The sequence below is a fragment of the Paraflavitalea speifideaquila genome (assembly GCF_032395985.1).
Lineage (GTDB): Bacteria > Bacteroidota > Bacteroidia > Chitinophagales > Chitinophagaceae > Paraflavitalea > Paraflavitalea speifideaquila.
This window is the reverse complement of record NZ_CP135920.1, coordinates 5,506,965-5,523,373: the sequence shown is the minus strand read 5'-3', so window position 1 is coordinate 5,523,373 and position 16,409 is coordinate 5,506,965. Positions and strand designations below refer to the sequence as shown.

Annotated in this window: 21 protein-coding genes; 17 read left to right on the top strand and 4 right to left on the bottom strand. The window is 44.2% G+C overall.

Features of this window, described 5'->3' with window-relative positions; genetic code table 11:
• The first annotated feature begins 228 nt into the window (after window positions 1–228).
• A complete protein-coding gene (locus RS881_RS38065; protein WP_315815546.1) occupies window positions 229–378 on the top strand; it encodes a hypothetical protein in 150 nt (49 codons plus the stop codon).
• Window positions 379–885: 507 nt separating this feature from the next.
• Here the strand turns inward: RS881_RS38065 and RS881_RS38060 are convergent.
• Window positions 886–1,170, bottom strand: a complete 285-nt coding sequence (locus RS881_RS38060) for an SRPBCC domain-containing protein (protein ID WP_315815545.1) — start codon at window positions 1,168–1,170, stop codon at window positions 886–888.
• Between the two features lie 596 nt (window positions 1,171–1,766).
• Window positions 1,767–2,048, bottom strand: coding sequence for a hypothetical protein (locus tag RS881_RS38055; protein ID WP_315815544.1), 282 nt, complete (start codon window positions 2,046–2,048; stop codon window positions 1,767–1,769).
• 890 nt (window positions 2,049–2,938) lie between these two features.
• Here RS881_RS38055 and RS881_RS38050 point away from each other — a divergent pair.
• From RS881_RS38050 to RS881_RS38010, 9 genes are all read left to right on the top strand, one after another.
• Complete coding sequence (locus RS881_RS38050; RefSeq protein ID WP_315815543.1) at window positions 2,939–3,322, top strand: hypothetical protein; 384 nt, start codon at window positions 2,939–2,941, stop codon at window positions 3,320–3,322.
• A gap of 787 nt (window positions 3,323–4,109) precedes the next feature.
• Window positions 4,110–4,937 (top strand): AAA family ATPase, encoded by an 828-nt coding sequence (locus RS881_RS38045; protein ID WP_315815542.1) that lies wholly within the window; start codon window positions 4,110–4,112, stop codon window positions 4,935–4,937.
• 68 nt (window positions 4,938–5,005) lie between these two features.
• Complete coding sequence (locus tag RS881_RS38040; protein ID WP_315815541.1) at window positions 5,006–5,479, top strand: hypothetical protein; 474 nt, start codon at window positions 5,006–5,008, stop codon at window positions 5,477–5,479.
• 400 nt (window positions 5,480–5,879) lie between these two features.
• Window positions 5,880–6,266, top strand: coding sequence for a hypothetical protein (locus tag RS881_RS38035; protein WP_315815540.1), 387 nt, complete (start codon window positions 5,880–5,882; stop codon window positions 6,264–6,266).
• A 317-nt stretch (window positions 6,267–6,583) separates the two neighbouring features.
• Complete coding sequence (locus tag RS881_RS38030) at window positions 6,584–7,420, top strand: hypothetical protein (protein ID WP_315815539.1); 837 nt, start codon at window positions 6,584–6,586, stop codon at window positions 7,418–7,420.
• 516 nt (window positions 7,421–7,936) lie between these two features.
• Entirely contained in the window at window positions 7,937–8,386 is a 450-nt protein-coding gene (locus RS881_RS38025; RefSeq protein WP_315815538.1) for a hypothetical protein, read from the top strand.
• A 283-nt stretch (window positions 8,387–8,669) separates the two neighbouring features.
• Entirely contained in the window at window positions 8,670–9,149 is a 480-nt protein-coding gene (locus RS881_RS38020; protein ID WP_315815537.1) for a M13 family metallopeptidase, read from the top strand.
• A 130-nt stretch (window positions 9,150–9,279) separates the two neighbouring features.
• A complete protein-coding gene (locus tag RS881_RS38015; protein WP_315815536.1) occupies window positions 9,280–10,386 on the top strand; it encodes a M13-type metalloendopeptidase in 1,107 nt (368 codons plus the stop codon).
• Window positions 10,387–10,432: 46 nt separating this feature from the next.
• Window positions 10,433–10,663, top strand: a complete 231-nt coding sequence (locus RS881_RS38010; RefSeq protein WP_315824732.1) for a M13-type metalloendopeptidase — start codon at window positions 10,433–10,435, stop codon at window positions 10,661–10,663.
• A 209-nt stretch (window positions 10,664–10,872) separates the two neighbouring features.
• Here RS881_RS38010 and RS881_RS38005 read toward each other — a convergent pair whose 3' ends face one another.
• Window positions 10,873–11,916 (bottom strand): NAD(P)-dependent alcohol dehydrogenase, encoded by a 1,044-nt coding sequence (locus RS881_RS38005; protein WP_315815535.1) that lies wholly within the window; start codon window positions 11,914–11,916, stop codon window positions 10,873–10,875.
• Between the two features lie 229 nt (window positions 11,917–12,145).
• Between RS881_RS38005 and RS881_RS38000 the strand changes: the two genes are divergently transcribed.
• Both RS881_RS38000 and RS881_RS37995 read left to right on the top strand, forming a co-directional pair.
• Entirely contained in the window at window positions 12,146–12,538 is a 393-nt protein-coding gene (locus RS881_RS38000) for a DOMON domain-containing protein (protein ID WP_315815534.1), read from the top strand.
• Window positions 12,539–12,661: 123 nt separating this feature from the next.
• The gene (locus RS881_RS37995) at window positions 12,662–13,198 is read left to right on the top strand and encodes a serine hydrolase domain-containing protein (RefSeq protein ID WP_315815533.1); all 537 of its coding nucleotides are present in this window, start codon (window positions 12,662–12,664) and stop codon (window positions 13,196–13,198) included.
• Here RS881_RS37995 and RS881_RS37990 read toward each other — a convergent pair.
• A complete protein-coding gene (locus tag RS881_RS37990; protein WP_315815532.1) occupies window positions 13,134–13,619 on the bottom strand; it encodes a serine hydrolase in 486 nt (161 codons plus the stop codon). The genes RS881_RS37995 and RS881_RS37990 overlap by 65 nt on opposite strands.
• A 109-nt stretch (window positions 13,620–13,728) precedes the next feature.
• Here RS881_RS37990 and RS881_RS37985 point away from each other — a divergent pair, with 109 nt between their 5' ends.
• The 5 genes from RS881_RS37985 (at window position 13,729) to RS881_RS37965 (ending at window position 16,407) form a co-directional block, all read left to right on the top strand.
• Entirely contained in the window at window positions 13,729–14,292 is a 564-nt protein-coding gene (locus RS881_RS37985) for a helix-turn-helix domain-containing protein (RefSeq protein ID WP_315815531.1), read from the top strand.
• Between the two features lie 382 nt (window positions 14,293–14,674).
• Window positions 14,675–15,304, top strand: a complete 630-nt coding sequence (locus RS881_RS37980; RefSeq protein ID WP_315815530.1) for a succinate dehydrogenase cytochrome b subunit — start codon at window positions 14,675–14,677, stop codon at window positions 15,302–15,304.
• A 2-nt stretch (window positions 15,305–15,306) separates the two neighbouring features.
• On the top strand, window positions 15,307–15,804 hold the full coding sequence (locus tag RS881_RS37975; protein ID WP_315815529.1) for an FAD-binding protein: 498 nt from the start codon (window positions 15,307–15,309) through the stop codon (window positions 15,802–15,804).
• Window positions 15,798–16,070, top strand: a complete 273-nt coding sequence (locus RS881_RS37970) for an FAD-binding protein (RefSeq protein ID WP_350339992.1) — start codon at window positions 15,798–15,800, stop codon at window positions 16,068–16,070. The genes RS881_RS37975 and RS881_RS37970 overlap by 7 nt, the downstream gene beginning before the upstream one ends.
• Window positions 16,071–16,143: 73 nt before the next feature.
• The gene (locus tag RS881_RS37965; RefSeq protein WP_315815527.1) at window positions 16,144–16,407 is read left to right on the top strand and encodes a hypothetical protein; all 264 of its coding nucleotides are present in this window, start codon (window positions 16,144–16,146) and stop codon (window positions 16,405–16,407) included.
• The last annotated feature ends 2 nt before the right edge of the window (window positions 16,408–16,409 follow it).

Below are 16,409 nucleotides of genomic sequence, written 5' to 3'. Positions count from 1 at the left end.
AATCGCTGACCCGAACAGCAGCTCATCAGAAAATTCAATACCCCTTACCCGGTTACTGATATGGCTGTGGCTGATACCCGTTTTTGGGCAGCGATAGCAATACTTGGATAAGTGCTGATCCTCCTGCCTTGCATACTGTACTGCGATACCTGTTTGTTGTTAACCAATCTCGATTTTAATATGGCCCTTTTTTTGCTTCTTTATCAATAATGTCGAAAAAAGGAAGCGGTGAGCCTGTTTAACTTTATCAACCAGATTTATGAAAGAACATCCTTTATCATCACCACCAATAAAAACGGGCTGAGTGGGCGCAAATGCTCGGAGATGAAGTACTGGCAACGGCATGACTGGACCGCTTACTGTTCCAATGTGAAGTGATTAACCTGTCTGGTAAAAGCTACCGGCTGGAAAACAGGAAAACAATTTTTGAAGACTAAATCAATGCTCTTATTTTTGACACCGCTCTGCACTCTTGTTGCCATTTTCTATGTACTGATTGTTGCCAAAAGTTCTGCACTTCTAATTGCCAAAAACTTTGCATTGTTGCTTACCTACTACACGCGGAAGGTGAATGGCATTTAGCTGGAGATAGCGGGTCAAAATTATCAAGGTCAGTCGGAGCAAGAGGTTTTAATTGCTGCTTACGGTCTGCGGCTTTGCGTTGTGGGGATTTTTAGCACTACTGTTCATACGAAGCACAAATGCTGAACCTTGCACAAATGCTTCTTTAAAGCATGTCAGTCCCCATAACGCAAAACCGCTGTTAGCGGTTCGTTGTTTTGTTGCTTAGTTTAAAACTGTTCATTTATCTGTCTTTTGTTTGTGAATGTGCCGTTTGTTACAATGTTACCACACATTTTTATTTTTCAACAAGTTGTTTAATCTTTAAGAGAACTTCCTCCAAAATTCATCTGAGCGATTTTTTTGTTTTTCAGTCGGGATATTGTCCTCGCTAATGATTAAGAAAGTGGCTCCGTTCTTTTCAGTTATATCAAAAGTCCAAGTTCGATAATTTTCTGGCGTATCAGGAAGTCCATCGAAATGGCTCCAATGAGAATATTGAAGTTGAGTATTTGGTTCAACATTAAAAAGTATCCCTTTTTCCTCATATTTTTTTCCGTTGTATTCTCCTTTGAATAGGATTGGACTTCCCTCTTTCCAATTTGTCACGATTTCAGCTCCGAAGAAATATTTTTAGCTATTTCAGGTCTAATCAAAGCTTCCCATATTCTTGTTGGTGCAGCGTTTATGTCGATTGAAGATTCAGATATTAATTCTTTATTCATTTTATTTATGATTTGTCTTTTGGTTTCCTGTCCGTAACAAAGTTGTCCGAAGAGAATGGGTAAAATTATGCTCAATGTCGTTACTTTCAACTTGTGCAGAGTGTCGGTTTGCAATTACCGCTAACGAGCAGGGCTTTCTGCAGGTTGGGATTATTGTTGTGTTTGCCTGGGCTGCTGATAATTATTTTATTTGGTAGAAGTTAAGTACTAAAGTTCATTATTTAACGTCAAGCCGGAACTGAAGCTGGAATTTTCAATTTGCTGATGTTACGATGTCAAGCCCAACTTGCATAAAACCCAATGTTGTGCATTCGTTTTTTACATATTATGGTTTATGTAAATTATAATTTTTAGCTCCAGTGAAATTAAATACAGGTCAGTTCCGTGGGACTGTCTAACTGCATAATATGAACCTTTGTCTTTTGCAACTTGTCTTACTATGATTTGCTTTTCTTTAATTTCCTTCTGTAAACTTTGCGACTAATTTCCATATATCGGTGTAACGAAGTCTAAAAGTACTGTGTCTAATATTGGTGTTTCTTTCCATTTTGTTGTCTCAAATATTTCACTTGGAAACTTTTCAAAAAAATCTTTGTCTGGATTAATGAAATATTTTGCTGCTTCGTCATTTAGGTTATAGATTTCAAATGTAAGGCCTTCTCCTCTTATCCCAATTTCGTCATATCTATAATCATTCCACGACCAAAATTGTTTTCCCGTTAAATCTTTTGTTTTATTTCTGAAGTCCCAATCTGCTGACAATGGAATTATTCTTAATACCCAGCAAATTACCAAAGTTAGCAGTCCAAAGAGTACAGAGTTTAATACTGCTACTTTTGTTTCTCTTTTGTCTATAAAACTTAAAAATCTTTATCAACCAAAATATAAGTCCTACTGTGACTAATATAAGTAAGAGAAATAGTAAAATGTAAAATCCCATTTGAAAATTATGATGTGTCTGTAAAATGACGTACAACACATAGAAAAGTATCCCCAAGGCTCCCTGACAAAGTCCCGCTATGGATGCAGACTGCGGGGCTTTGCGGTATACTTTTGAGTTGGCCGACTTCGCCGTAAGTTTGCTAGTAGGCAGAAAGTATCGGCTCTAGTGCTTCTATTTACGGTTTTATAATATTGTTTTGTTTTTCTAACCTCTTCTGTGGGCGGTTTTCAGCCGGCCAGGTGAAGATTAGGGTTATAAAATAAGGATTTTCATCCTTTATTTGACATTTTGGCCCCTGTTTTTCCTGTCCGGGCATAGCAATACCTTACGTACGTCTACCAACGTTATCTGTACTTATGTTTGTCAAACCCGTCAATCCACCAGTTTTTTTAGCTATCATCCACCTGCTTCCGGGGACTGTATATCCATACCAACCGAAGGGTTGGGCTATTGCAGCAAGGACAGTGGTGGATGTTTATCCCATATTGTTCCACCATGCGCAGTTGCACCAGTATTTTGACCAGCCTGGCGGAATAGGGAATATTGATCTTTTCTCTGCTGAACCGCTGTTATTGGCGGGGCAAAGGACACGCTAGTTAGGGCGTTTTTTTATAACCTGTTGCAAAAATAAATTTCCACCCACTGGGTACGATATGGGTAAATCGGTCCTGGCAGATGTAGCAGCTTTGTGATATCAAAATTGATGTATATGACAACAACTATCAACTTACTTGTAACCAACTTTAGCGCGATGATGCCGATGCTGGCAGGCATCGGCGGCCTGCTGGCCTGGTTGCTGCCTACACATTGCCTGCACTCTTTAGTAAATCTGCTGCCTTTACAGAGAGCGTTCAGGCCATGTGCAGGCGATGTGCAGGCCATGGACACCCTTTATCGGGAACGCCCGGACCATTACGGGTTTTCCGGTAAGCCCGGCTTCAGGTCTTTTTATAAAGATTTTCTCAGTTGGACCAGCCAAGCATTTTTATCACCATCAAAACAAATCGAAATGGCAACATCAACCGGAGTAAGCTCCGACAAGATCATGAACGATCGGGCCTATGAACGTACACGGGAGGCAACATCAGTATAGCTAAGAGGGCGCAAAAGCCTGGTGTTATGGGCCCGGACTTGCCTTAGCATGGTCCACGTATTGCCTGCCAATAGCCTTAGTAAAATAGGGTGTTTAGGCAATACCCAGGCAATATAGAGGCAATGCTTAGGCAATACCTTGCCAATCCGCAGGCAATACCCCGGCGGATTGACACGTATTACAGGGCGGATACACTACTACCAAAAAAATGAACCCTTCAGATCGTTGGATTTGTAAACCCCTAAGGAACCCCATGGCTGAACCATTTACTTGAACGCTTAGATTTGTCGTTTTCTTAAAAACATACATTTATGGAGCCAAAGAATGAAGGCAAAGGGAAACGACGCAGTAAGCAGCAAATGCTTAATCTGTTAAGAGCGTTTAATAACAGCCAGGGTATTACGGTAAAATCTTTTGTAAGCAACACCAGGTCAGCGAAGGGACCTGTTACAGTGCCCGCAAGCGCAATAGTTCATCAACCCAACAACCAACCGGTTTTATTGCCTTGCCGGTACCTGTATCTACAGAAACCCAGGCAATACTGTTTGCTGAAGTAGGCAAGATCCGGTTATATCAGCAAGTGCCGGCCGATTATCTTAAAGCGCTGGCCCGATGGCTTCAGAAGCTTAGTGTGGGTTATGTTTTCGCTGACTAGTTACCTGCCCCCAAACTTTAAATTTTTGCCGTTATTGCTTGTTTTAATAGCGGCCAAAAATGATTTAATTTTGTTTATATTGGCCGCGATTACCTGCCTTTATCAGCGGCCAAAAATGCCTTTTATTTGATTTTGGCCGGGAATATAAATTCCATGCAACAATTAATTGGTAGAACAGTAGAGAAACAATTGCTGGATGAAGCGATGCAGTCAGGAGCACCTGAGTTGATCGCATTATTTGGACGCCGCCGTGTAGGTAAAACATTTTTGATTCGTCAATACCTTGCCCAATCGATTGTCTTTGAGTTCATGGGGAGCCGAGATGCCAAGTTAGGGGCACAGTTGTCGAATTTCGCCAAAGCACTCGGGAAGGCGGCGGGCAATCCCAAATGGTACAAGACGCCGGATAACTGGTCAGATGCTTTTGACCTGCTCAACCATTACCTGGCTCCCAAACCTCAGGCAGGCAGATGTGTTGTATTCCTGGACGAGTTTCCCTGGCTTTGTACCCACAGGTCTGGTTTTCTGCCTGCCTTCGATCACTGGTGGAACAGTTGGGGGAATCAGCAAGCGAATCTCGTCGTCGTTATCTGTGGTTCGGCAGCGTCTTGGATGATCCAGCATATTGTCAATAACAAAGGAGGGCTGCATAACCGGATCACGCGGCGCATCAGGCTTTTACCTTTTACGCTTGCCGAAACCGAAACCTTTCTGCATGTACGGTATATCAACATGGACCGGTACCAGATCCTGCAGTTGTACATGGCTATGGGTGGTATACCCCATTACCTCCATGAAGTTAAAAAGGAGAAAGCGCCACGCAGACGATCGACCGGACCTGTTTTGAGAAGGATGGTTTGCTGGCTGGCGAATTCACCAATCTTTATCATTCTTTATTCGATGATGCTACCCGACACCTGGCCGTTGTTCGTGCCCTGGCTGCCAATCATTCAGGATTGACTCGAAAAGAGATCATTCGAGAGGCAGGTTTCAGTTCCGGTGGTAGATTAAATATACTCCTTGCCGAATTGATAGAGTCTGGGTTTATTACACCCTGGCCATCCTATGGCAATAAGTCCAAAGATATCATTTATAAATTGGCAGATGAATTCACGCATTTCTACTTTAAGTTTATGGAACATAACAGAGCATACGGGGATGGGGTCTGGCAAAGTTTTACTACAGGGCAGTCTTGGAAAAGTTGGAGTGGCGTGGCTTTTGGGCGTGTTTGCCTGAAACATATTCAGCCCATCAAAAAAGCATTGGGCATCGCCAGCACCTATACTGAAGTAACGGCCTGGCGTCATTTTCCGGCTACCGGCAAAGGCGCCCAGATCGATCTTCTGATCGACCGGAATGATCATGTCATCAACCTCTGTGAGATGAAATATTCTGCGTCCGAATTCACTATTGATAAAAGCTATGCGGACGATTTGGACAATAAAAAAACTGCTTTTCAAAACCATACAAAAGCAAAAAGTCCATTTACCTCACCCTTGTGACAACTTTTGGCGTCAAAGACAATGATTACGCGAAACGACTGGTGCAAAACTCTATTACCATGGATGCCTTGTTTGTAGGATAAAATTGAACCCGGACATCGATAATAGCTAAACAATTATACCTCGTCCGAAGAATAGGAACTGACAACTTATAGTACAGGAATTGCATGTCTAAGGTTTTGAATTTCAGATTTGTTATTTAAAAACCAGTTCGACATTTGTCCTGTCCACCCGGCTTTTATCGATTTTGTTCGATTGCGGGCGAATATGATCAATTGTTGTCGATTTCATTCATTATATTGAGCATGTATGGGGAAATAGTTCATATGAATGACCTGTTCCTTTTTTCTCACATGATATTTTTAAAAAGGGATATGGAGTATTAAACATAATATAAGCAATGAATAGTAAGGAAAAATTAAAAATCGGATCAACTATACTAACAGTGGGTTACACAGGCCTATCATCGATATCTTTTATAATTGCTAAAGATGCAGATTTGGATACGGCAACAGGCAGACATCTTTTAGCCGGGGCATTGGCTAATATTGCATTTTCATTCGTGCAAATAATGATTACAAATTTCGCTTTAAGAAAAGGCGAAAAGTGGGCGTGGTGGTCGAACTTAATTCCTGCTTTTGGTTATGGAGTAACAATGCTGATTATTGACGCTACTCATGTTCAACCGACAAATTTATTTGCTACATTAATGCCGCAAGTTGGAGGACTAATTGTTTTGGGTATAGGCCTTATTATTTCTTGGATGGGACTATTCAAAAATAGATAAATTCTTAGGTATTCAGGTAATGACACGATTTGACATAAAAGTAAAGCAGTTCATAACATAGGTGACTGAAAACATTCAAATGGGGCAAACCGTATTACCCTAGGATCCCTATATCTTTATTATTGGCCTTCAATTGCTCTGCAACAGGAAGGCTGGAATAGAATCCGGTTATTTTGTTTGAAGGAACAAATACAAAAGGTTCATGTATCATTGTCGAACGGTTTTATGAGTAGCTTGGAGTACCGGTCGAATAATAAACCGAAAGCCTGCGCCTGATCTTACCAAAGAAACGCGGTAAGGGCCAGCCCAATCGTAATATGATTGACTTTTACCCTTTCCTGCTCACTTGGTTATTGTTGACAGGCATTAGCCTCCAGGTATTCAATAACTGTGCAGCCCAGTCAGTTCCTGCCGATACGGGCTTTACCGCCTTCTCCGACTTGCACATCCATACTTCCCTGAAAAAATATTACCACTATGTGGAGGCTCCCGACAGTATTCTGTTACATGTGAATGATCCCGTTTTCCTGCGTAACAAAAATGGTCGTATGGGTTGGCTATCCTACGATAAAAAGCCCAAAGCGCGACACAAAGGCGATGAATCCAATATGGTCAATTACGATCAGGCCAACTACAGTAACCTCGCCGGTCTTGCCGGTTCTGTACTTTGCCTGTCAATTACACCGCCCGAAAAAGTATTTGTGGTAACGGGGACGGACCGCTGGCTCAACAAAAACCTCGTTACGCATATTTCATTGAAACGGCAGGAAGCGATTGCCGAAGCACACAACCCCCTTCAAAGAATTTATGGGAGCATACCAGTTTGTGACGCACCAGGATTCGGTGATGAACAATACCAAAATACTCCTGGCAAAAAACAATGCCGATCTCCGCCGTATCATACAGGAAGGCGGCATTGGCCTTGTCATGACGATCGAAGGAGGACATGCCTTACTCGGCCCTGCAGGCGCGGGCGACGAAAAAAGCGTGCGCCGGAAAGATTGCGACAGCGCCTGCCAGGTGGAAGTGCTCAACAACATCCGGCAACTACACCAACTACCCCACAAGTTCGCCAGGGAACAGATTTTGATGGCTTTATACATCCCATCGCATTGTGTCCTACAGCCAATGACATTCCTCTTTTCCACAAATAAATGGTGGCATTCACCAAAGCCTTTGTGGAAGTTCACAATCAGCACAGGTTGATATATAGTCCTACAGCAGAGGCAGCCATGCGGAAATTTTTCTATACCAATGGACAGCAATTTATTTTTAAATACTTCCAGGATTAAAGAAATGATATGAGGAAAAACTGAACTGCATACTGTTATTTTTGGCTGCCTGTTGCTAACGGCTAGCTGCCTGGCTCAACAGCCAACTACGTCAGCCTATTACTTTATACGACCTGTATACGCATTTGCAGGCAATCCTGCCAAGTTGAGTGAGAACACGGCAACATTGCTTTACTTACACCAAAGGCGTTTACGGCTCGTATGGCCGTGGCTGGGCCATACAGGCGGGGGTAGGCAAGATGATTAACTCTAATATAGGCTTTGAACTGGCAGGAGAATATTTCGACGGGAATAAACTGAAGGAAACCTACACGGCGGATGCTTTTAATGTGGAAGGCAGTTCTAGTAAATGCAACACTGGTAAAGCCGCTTCTTGTATTGAGAAACAGCGGCGACATCCTCTCGATATACTCCAAACTTGGCCTGGCCATTTCAGTATGGAGCCGAAGGCACCTGGAAACCAACCTGATCCTGAATGCAGGCAGCCAGGATCAGGTATTGGAGCTGAAAGAACGTCATAAAATAAAAGGCAAGGTTGGCTTTGCCGCTGCCTTTGGCCTCTCGTTCAGAATAAAAGAGGCCCTTGCCATCATTACCGAACTCAATGGCCAGATGATATCCCTTCCGGTGTCTTCGGGCCGCTACACAAAATACAGGCTCAACGGGCGTGATCAATTGCCCGCGATGACCACGAGTGAAAGATCGTGGACCTATGCGCGGTCCATTTCCACTGCTGCAGGTAATCCCGATCGCCCCTCCACAAGGTTATACGAACCGGCTAACTTCTCCTATATCGGGCTTTCGGTAGGCATTGTTCAGAACTTTTAATTGGAGGCAGCTACTCGATAATTCAAGCTATTAAAAATTGACCCAGTGTTCGTCAAGTGTGCTGCAACTCAGCACGTGAACCGATCTTTCACTGGGTATATCCCTGAATTCCGGAAGTACAGAAGGGTTTGGAGGATTAGCGTTGGGTTTTCAATTCTTGCTTAACCTATTTAATAGGGGTTGAGCCTAAGTCCATGTAATTACATGTATGGCGATACTGTTATGAATAAAAATTATTAATATTGAATAAACATAACACATGAGGAAATTGGTCTATTCATGTTTGGCTGCAGGGGTTTTGGGTGCTTGCAACAATTCCAATCCTACCACCGGTAATACTTTTGTTGATGTAAGTGGAATCGACACTTCGATTAAACCTGGCGACAATTTCTTTCGCTATGTGAATGGGAAATGGTTCGACACGGTGAAGATTGCGGATGACCAAAGAGGGGTGGGGTCTTATTCCTTCCTGAATATTCCACAAAAACAACTGCTGCAGCATATCCTGGATAGTGTTTCTAAATCGCAGTCCACGGCTGGGAGCATTGAACAGCAGGTAGGGGATTTCTACGCTTCGGGCATGGATACGGCTACCATCAACCAACGCGGATATGAACCCATTCAGCCCATTCTTGCACGTATTGATGCTATCAGGGATGTTCCCTCATTGATGGATTTTGTAGCAGCCGAACTGAAAACAGGCAATTCGTCCATCATCAATTTTTACATTTATTCTGACCAAAAAACAGTGGCATCAATATAGCGCATGTTGTTCAGACCGGCATCGGCTTGCCTGACCGCGATTACTATTTTAAGACTGATTCCTCTACCCTCAACATACAGGAAGTCTATAAAAATACATTGCCACCCTGTTTCAACTGGCGGGCAGCGATTTGACCAGTGCCTCGAAACAGGCAGGTATTGTGTATGATATGGAAAAGCAAATAGCCACCTCGCATAAAACGAATGTGGAACTCAGGGATATCAATGCCAATTACAATAAAGTCCCGGTAGCCTCAATCAACAAGTCGCAACCTAATATCGGATGGGAAGCATTGCTTACACAGTTGGATGCAAAGACTGATTCCCTTGATATGAGTCAGCTCCCGTATTATGTCAAGCTAAATGCACTATTGAAATCCGTTTCTATAGAGGATTGGAAGGTGTATTTAAAAGCAACGACCCTGAAAAGTTATGCCGATGACCTGAGCAAGCCATTCATAGATGCATCATTTGGATTTACTAAAGTATTGTCTGGTCAGGCCACACAGAAAAAGCGCAGCCAGATACTGACCGAGAAAGTGGATGGCCTGCTGGGGCAGGCGTTGGCGCAGATCTATGTGAAGCGGTATTTCAATGAAGATGCCAAAAAACGGGTGCTCGACCTGGTCAATAATTTGCAAAAAGCATTTGAAAACAGGATCAACCAACTGGATTGGATGAGTGATAGTACTAAACAAAAGGCGAAAGAAAAATTGTATGCGATCACCAAAAAGATAGGGTACCCGGATAAATGGCGTAGTTACGATAAAGTACAGATCAACAGGGGTAAATACTTTGAAAATCTACTTTCGCTCAATCAAAACGAGTATCAATTTCAATTGGCAAAGTTGAACAAGCCGGTTGACAGAAGCGAATGGGCCACTACACCGCCTACAGTTACGGCCTACTACAACCCTTCTTTTAATGAAATTGTCTTCCCGGCCGGTATTTTACAATTTCCCTATTTTGATTTTGCGGCAGATGACGCCCTTAATTATGGAGGGATCGGTATGGTGATCGGGCATGAGCTCACGCATGCTTTTGATGACCAGGGTGCCCAGTTTGATAAGGAGGGTAATGTAAAGAATTGGTGGACGAAAGAAGATTACGAGCGATTCAAGGCAAAAACAAAAGGGGTTATTGATCTCTACAGTTCCTTTACTGTTTTAGATACTGTTCATATCAATGGGGCGCTGACGGTGGGCGAAAATACAGCCGATAATGGGGGATTGCCATAGCTTATGATGCTTTTAAGATGACCCCCAAGGAAAGGATTCCGTTAAGATCGATGGTTTTACACCCGATCAACGGTTCTATCTATCCATTGGCAGGATATGGCGGGTGAAAACCAGGGATGCATTTTTACGCAACTATGTAAATACTGATCCGCATTCACCAGCTATGTGGCGGGTAAATGGCCCTCTGATGAGCGCTACGCCTTTTTATAAAGCATTTAATGTACAGCCCGGGAATAAAAACTACAAAGCAGAAAACGAAAGAATAAAGATCTGGTAGCTGTTTATAGCATTACCAAATTGAACAAGGCGGCAGCAATGCTGCCTTGTTCGTTTTTGTCAACACACTTCTTGATCGCATAAATCCGGTAATTCACTTTGCCAGCAGCAGGAAAACGAAAGCGGTTAATTTTTCCGTTCAACGGTGGCTTGGTAAAAGCGAGAACTCTCAAGCCCGGGGATTTGTTGTTATGCCGTGTCATGAATTCTTTATAAGGTAGCCATATCGATCACAAACCTGTAACGGACATCGCCTTTCAGCATCCGGTCGTAGGCGTTCTGAATATCTTTCATATCGATCATTTCAATATCGGAAACAATATTATTGGCTGCGCAGTAATCGAGCATTTCCTGGGTTTCTTTGATGCCCCCGATACCGGAACCAGCCAGGCTTTTTCTTCCATCGAGCAAGCTTAATGCAGCAATTTCGGCTGGTTTGGAAGGTATACCTACACAAATATGGGTGCCATTGGTTTTAAGCATGGACAGGTACAGGTTGATATCGTGCTCGGCTGAAACGGTATCGAGAATAAAATCGAAGCTACCCCGGGCTGCTTTTACCTGGGCAGGATCGGTAGTGACCACAAAATGGTGGGCGCCGAGTTTCTTTGCATCCTGTTCTTTTTTAGGAGAAGTGCTTAATACGGTCACTTCTGCGCCGAATGCAACACCAAACTTTACACCCATGTGACCAAGGCCACCCAGGCCCAATACAGCCAGTTTGTGACCCTTGCCTACTTTCCAATGGCGGAGTGGTGAATAGGTAGTAATGCCAGCGCACAGCAAGGGGGCCACGGCTGCCAGGTTTAACTTATCAGAGATCTGCAATACAAATTCCTCGCGTACAACAATGGTATTGGAATAACCGCCATAGGTAGGTGTTTTACCATCCCGCTCCAAACCGTTATAGGTTTGGGAATTTCCTTCAAGGCAGTATTGTTCCAGGTCCTGCTTACAGTTTTCGCAAACCTGGCAGGAATCTACCATACAGCCGGTACCTGCCAGATCGCCAATTTTGAATTTCTTTACCTGATCACCCACTTTTACTACGCGGCCTACGATCTCATGTCCCGGAACCATGGGGAAAATGCCGGGAAACCAGTCGTTTTTGATCTGGTGAAGATCGGAATGGCATACGCCACAAAATAGTATCTCAAATTGCACATCATGGGGGCCTACTTCGCGGCGCTCAAAATTCCAGGGAGCCAGGTCTGTTGTAGGACTTTGGGCTGCGTATCCTTTAGCGGCTATCATAGTTTCAAATTTTTGTGTATGAATTAGTGTCAAAGGTAGGCTGGAAGGTAGATATTAAAGTTGTCTAATTCAAACAAATGGTTATGAAATTCAAACAGGGAGACGTAGGCCGGCAGGTTGCGAAGTAGTTTAAAAGAAGGGTAGGAGAAGTGATAGTAAGCAACATTTATACAACTGATTGTACCTTTCTACAAGCTTATTCCTTTCTGAAAATTATAAATCTTTTTATATGACGTGGAGTGCGCCAAAACCATTCTTTAAGTTAGTAGGTCTTTTTGCGGGCTGCCTGCTGTTTAGCCAGCTATTGTTAGCCCACAATGGTAAAGTGGCTTATGCGTATCTACTTCGGACCATTAAGGTGGATGGGGATCTTTCGGATTGGCCTTCTACGGCCGTCAAATACGCCATGCAAAGGCTGTCGGAGAAAAGCCCTGTGAATGCAGGTGACTTCAGCGGCTTCTTCCAGGTGGGCTACCGGGCAGTGAACCGTAGCCTGTATCTTGCTTTTACGGTAACGGATGATGAATTCCTGGAAGACACTTCTCAAAATGCACGTTGGAATACGCAGGATGGCCTGGAATTGAGCATTGATGCCCGGCACTTACCTGGCCGTTCGGGGTAGCTTCTTTTATGTATAGTAAAAAGCTAGGTAATACTAATAACTCGTATTATGATCCCTTTGCCAAAAATGCCAACTGGAATATTATGGAGGTAGCGATGGTGCGGAAGGGAAATACACGATATTATGAATGGCGCATTAGCCCGGATGATCAGTTTGCCCTTGGGAAGTCAATTGGTATTTCTTATTCCTGGTAAAGGGGTATTACATCAATTTACCCTGGCAGACAGTGGCCGGATCGATCAATTTATAAAAACTTACCAGCAATACTACAAGATTCCCGGTGCTTCCCTTGCGCTGATTAAAGATGGACGTGTGGTGTACCATAAGGTATACGGTGTTAAAAACGCCTTTACGGGTGAGGCAGTGGACAGTCTCACGCTTTTTGAAGCAGCATCGGTAACCAAACCGGTATTTGCCTTTGCTGTTCTAAGGCTGGCAGAGCGGGGTCTTATCGACCTCGACAAACCGTTGTATCTCTATCTCCCCTATAAGGATATAGAAGACGATGAGCGTTATAAACTGATGACAGTAAGGCATGTATTAACGCATCGAACGGGTTTTCCCAATTGGCGGGATGGTAAACTAACGCTGTTGTTTACGCCCGGGGAAAAGTATAATTATTCAGGCGAAGGATTTGAGTACCTGAATATTTGTTGGTAATAGCTCCAATGGGGGTAGCAAATTCTTGTGTATAGAACAGGGCGATCAGGTCTTCCTGGGGATCAACCCAATAGTAAGTAGCAACAGCTCCTTCCCAGCTAAAGCTACCTTGGTGTAAGGGCTGCAGGTAATCGTTGCGTTCGGTTTCGAGGGCAAAACCCAGGCCGAATTGAAAATCCGCTGGCATGGGTGGCCAGGGAGTGGTTCCCACGGTATTGCCTAATTGATTGGTCAGCATCATGGCTACTGTAGTGGGACTGATGATTTGTTTTTCTTTATACTTTCCCTTGAGTAATATCATCTGCAAAAATTTAGCATAATCGGCTGTGGTGGAGCTTAAGCCACCGCCACCGGAAAGATAGGTGTGGGCAATGGCCGGATAATTGCCGGGGCCACATACTACTTCAGGCTTCCTGTTCATTCGGTTTAATAATATATAACTGCAGGCGCAGCTGGCATCGGGCAAGGAGTACAGCGACCTGGGTGATTGGATAATAAAGCTGGAGTATATTTTTCAAAATGGCCATCATTTGCGTGGCCAGGTTCTTCTTCACGCCAGCGATCAGCCGTTGGTGAGGGCGATATGCGAGGCCATCCTGCAAGGGATGCGAGCGCAGCAGGTGTTGCAAAAGGAGCTGATACAACAACTGATCAACACGCTCATAACAGTAGTGGCGGGTAATGTGGCCATGCACAACCAGCAGCAGGCAGAAGGTCAGCCACAGGCAAGGCGGGATATCTTGCTCTACATCCACCAGCATATATACGAACCGGAAAAGCTCAAAGCGGAAAGTATTGCCGCGCATTTCAATATCTCTCTTAATTACATCAGTGAATATTTAAAAAAGCATACTCAGGATGGGATGCAACAGTATATCATCAACTATAAATTGTCACTGATCGAGATCCGCCTGCGCCAAAGTGATCTGCGGTTGAATGAAATTGCTGCTGAATTTGGGTTTACCGATGAAAGCCATTTCACCAAAACCTTCAAAAAGCACAGGGGAATCAACCCCCGGCTTTCCGTAAAAATTGGAAAAAGAAATGACGGAGCATTGACCAGGTTGAGCAAGGTTATGAAATCAGGGAATTAATTGTTATTTTACCGGGACAATTATTGATGAATGACCCTATTGCTCCAATATGCTTTGACCCGAAAGAGATTATTTCAAATGATCCTTTTAACTGCTTTAATCCTGTTACTTATGGCCTGTAATGGGGATAATAGTCCACCGGCTGAGGAAGTAAAAGGGAACTGATGGAAAATACGGCGGGATAATGCTACAGCTATGCTGCAAGATATCTGTTGATAAATGGCACCTTGTGGTGGTCGAAATGTTTAAACAAAGCAGTAGGCATGCTTTTTATCGGTAAATTTAAATACCGATAACTGATCTCATGCTGCGAAGTTGTTGGGTATAGGCACACCATTAAACAAGGGAGTTTATGCGATCAATGCAAGTTCAAAAAATATGGATGGCGCTAACGGGGTTCTTTCTTTGCGTATTCCTCATCATCCATTTGCTAGGTAACCTGCAATTACTATTGCCCGTGGAAAAGGCCAGCGTGGCTTTTAACTGGTATTCGCATTTCTTGTCGGAAAATATACTGATCAAGCTCATCGAAGTGGTATTGCTGGTAAGTATACTGGGGCATTTGTTTTTCGCGCTGGCGCTTACGATGCACAGCCGGAAAGCCAACGGTCGTAAATATGTGTATGACCGGCGTGGTGTATCGAGTAAATGGTATAGCCGGAATATGGGATTGCTCGGTACGATCATTTTGTTATTCCTCATCATTCACTTAAAGGATTTTTGGTACAAATACAAGTTTACTACGCTGCCGCTTGATGAAAAGGGGCATAAAGACCTGTATTCAATTGTGGTGGCTGCTTATCAGGAATGGTGGTATGTGTTGCTTTACGTGGTAGGTATAGTGGCAGTAGGTTTTCATTTGCTGCACGGTTTTTTTAGTGCTGCCCGCACGCTTGGCTTGTATCATCCTGGTTATGTGCGGCTGGTTCGTGTGGTAGGATGGGTTTATACGGGCATCATGACGGTGGGGTTCATGGTGATACCCATTTACATTCATTTAATAAATGCTTAATTATGGACGCCCATATACCTGAGGGGCCGCTTGCCGAAAAATGGAGCCGCTTCAAATCGAAGGCCAGGTTGGTAAACCCTGCCAACCGGAAGAAGATGACGGTCTTGGTGGTGGGTACTGGATTGGCCGGGGCGTCGTGTGCCAGTTCATTGGCCGAGCAGGGTTATCATGTACAATGCTTCTGCTTTCAGGACACACCGCGCAGGGCGCACTCGGTAGCGGCACAGGGCGGGGTGAATGCCTGTAAGAATTATAAGAATGATGGTGACAATGTTTACCGGATGTTTTATGATACGATCAAAGGTGGGGATTTCCGGTCGCGGGAAGCCAATGTATACCGGCTGGCCGAATGTTCGGCTGACCTGATCGACCAGGCGGTAGCGCAAGGAGTGCCTTTGCCCGGGAATATGGGGGCTACCTCAATAACCGGTCATTTGGCGGGGTGCAGGTATCACGTACTTTTTATGCGCGGGGGCAAACGGGTCAGCAGTTATTGTTAGGAGCTTACCAGGCGTTGATGCGGCAAGCGCAGGCAGGAAAAGTTTCGTTACATACACGTCATGAAATGCTGGACCTGGTGGTGATTGATGGTAAGGCAAAGGGGATTATTGTGCGGGACCTGGAAACAGGTGATTTGGAAAGGTATGCAGGGGATGCAGTGGTACTGGCCACCGGTGGCTATGGTAAAATATTCTATTTATCTACTTTGGCTATGGGTTGCAATGCTTCGGCCATTTGGCGGGCGCATAAGAAGGAGCGTATATAGCCGGGGTGAGTTGGGTGCAGGTACATCCCACTTCGTTGCCGCAATCGGGGACCATCAATCAAAGCTTACGCTGATGTCGGAATCATTGCGCAACGACGGGCGCATCTGGGTTTCTTCAAAGGTGGGCGATGAACGTGCGCCGAATGATATTCCAGAAAACGAAAGGGATTACTATTTGGAGCGTCGTTATCCATCATTTGGTAACCTGGCGCCCAGGGATATTGCTTCGCGGGCGGCTAAAGAAAGGATTGATGCGGGACATGGCATGGGACCTATGAAAATGCGGTCTGTCTCGACTTCTCCAAAGCGATCCAGGAACAGGGAAAGTCAAAAATAGAG

What these genes read in the sequence shown, in the direction of transcription:
- RS881_RS38050 (WP_315815543.1), top strand. Translation starts at nt 2,939, where the DNA reads ATGACAACAACTATCAACTTACTTGTAACCAACTTTAGCGCGATGATG.
- RS881_RS38005 (WP_315815535.1), bottom strand. Translation starts at nt 11,916, where the DNA reads ATGATAGCCGCTAAAGGATACGCAGCCCAAAGTCCTACAACAGACCTG.
- RS881_RS37965 (WP_315815527.1), top strand. Translation starts at nt 16,144, where the DNA reads ATGTCGGAATCATTGCGCAACGACGGGCGCATCTGGGTTTCTTCAAAG.
- RS881_RS38030 (WP_315815539.1), top strand. Translation starts at nt 6,584, where the DNA reads ATGATTGACTTTTACCCTTTCCTGCTCACTTGGTTATTGTTGACAGGC.
- RS881_RS37995 (WP_315815533.1), top strand. Translation starts at nt 12,662, where the DNA reads ATGAATGGCGCATTAGCCCGGATGATCAGTTTGCCCTTGGGAAGTCAA.
- RS881_RS38000 (WP_315815534.1), top strand. Translation starts at nt 12,146, where the DNA reads ATGACGTGGAGTGCGCCAAAACCATTCTTTAAGTTAGTAGGTCTTTTT.
- RS881_RS38035 (WP_315815540.1), top strand. Translation starts at nt 5,880, where the DNA reads ATGAATAGTAAGGAAAAATTAAAAATCGGATCAACTATACTAACAGTG.
- RS881_RS37980 (WP_315815530.1), top strand. Translation starts at nt 14,675, where the DNA reads ATGGCGCTAACGGGGTTCTTTCTTTGCGTATTCCTCATCATCCATTTG.
- RS881_RS37975 (WP_315815529.1), top strand. Translation starts at nt 15,307, where the DNA reads ATGGACGCCCATATACCTGAGGGGCCGCTTGCCGAAAAATGGAGCCGC.
- RS881_RS37990 (WP_315815532.1), bottom strand. Translation starts at nt 13,619, where the DNA reads ATGAACAGGAAGCCTGAAGTAGTATGTGGCCCCGGCAATTATCCGGCC.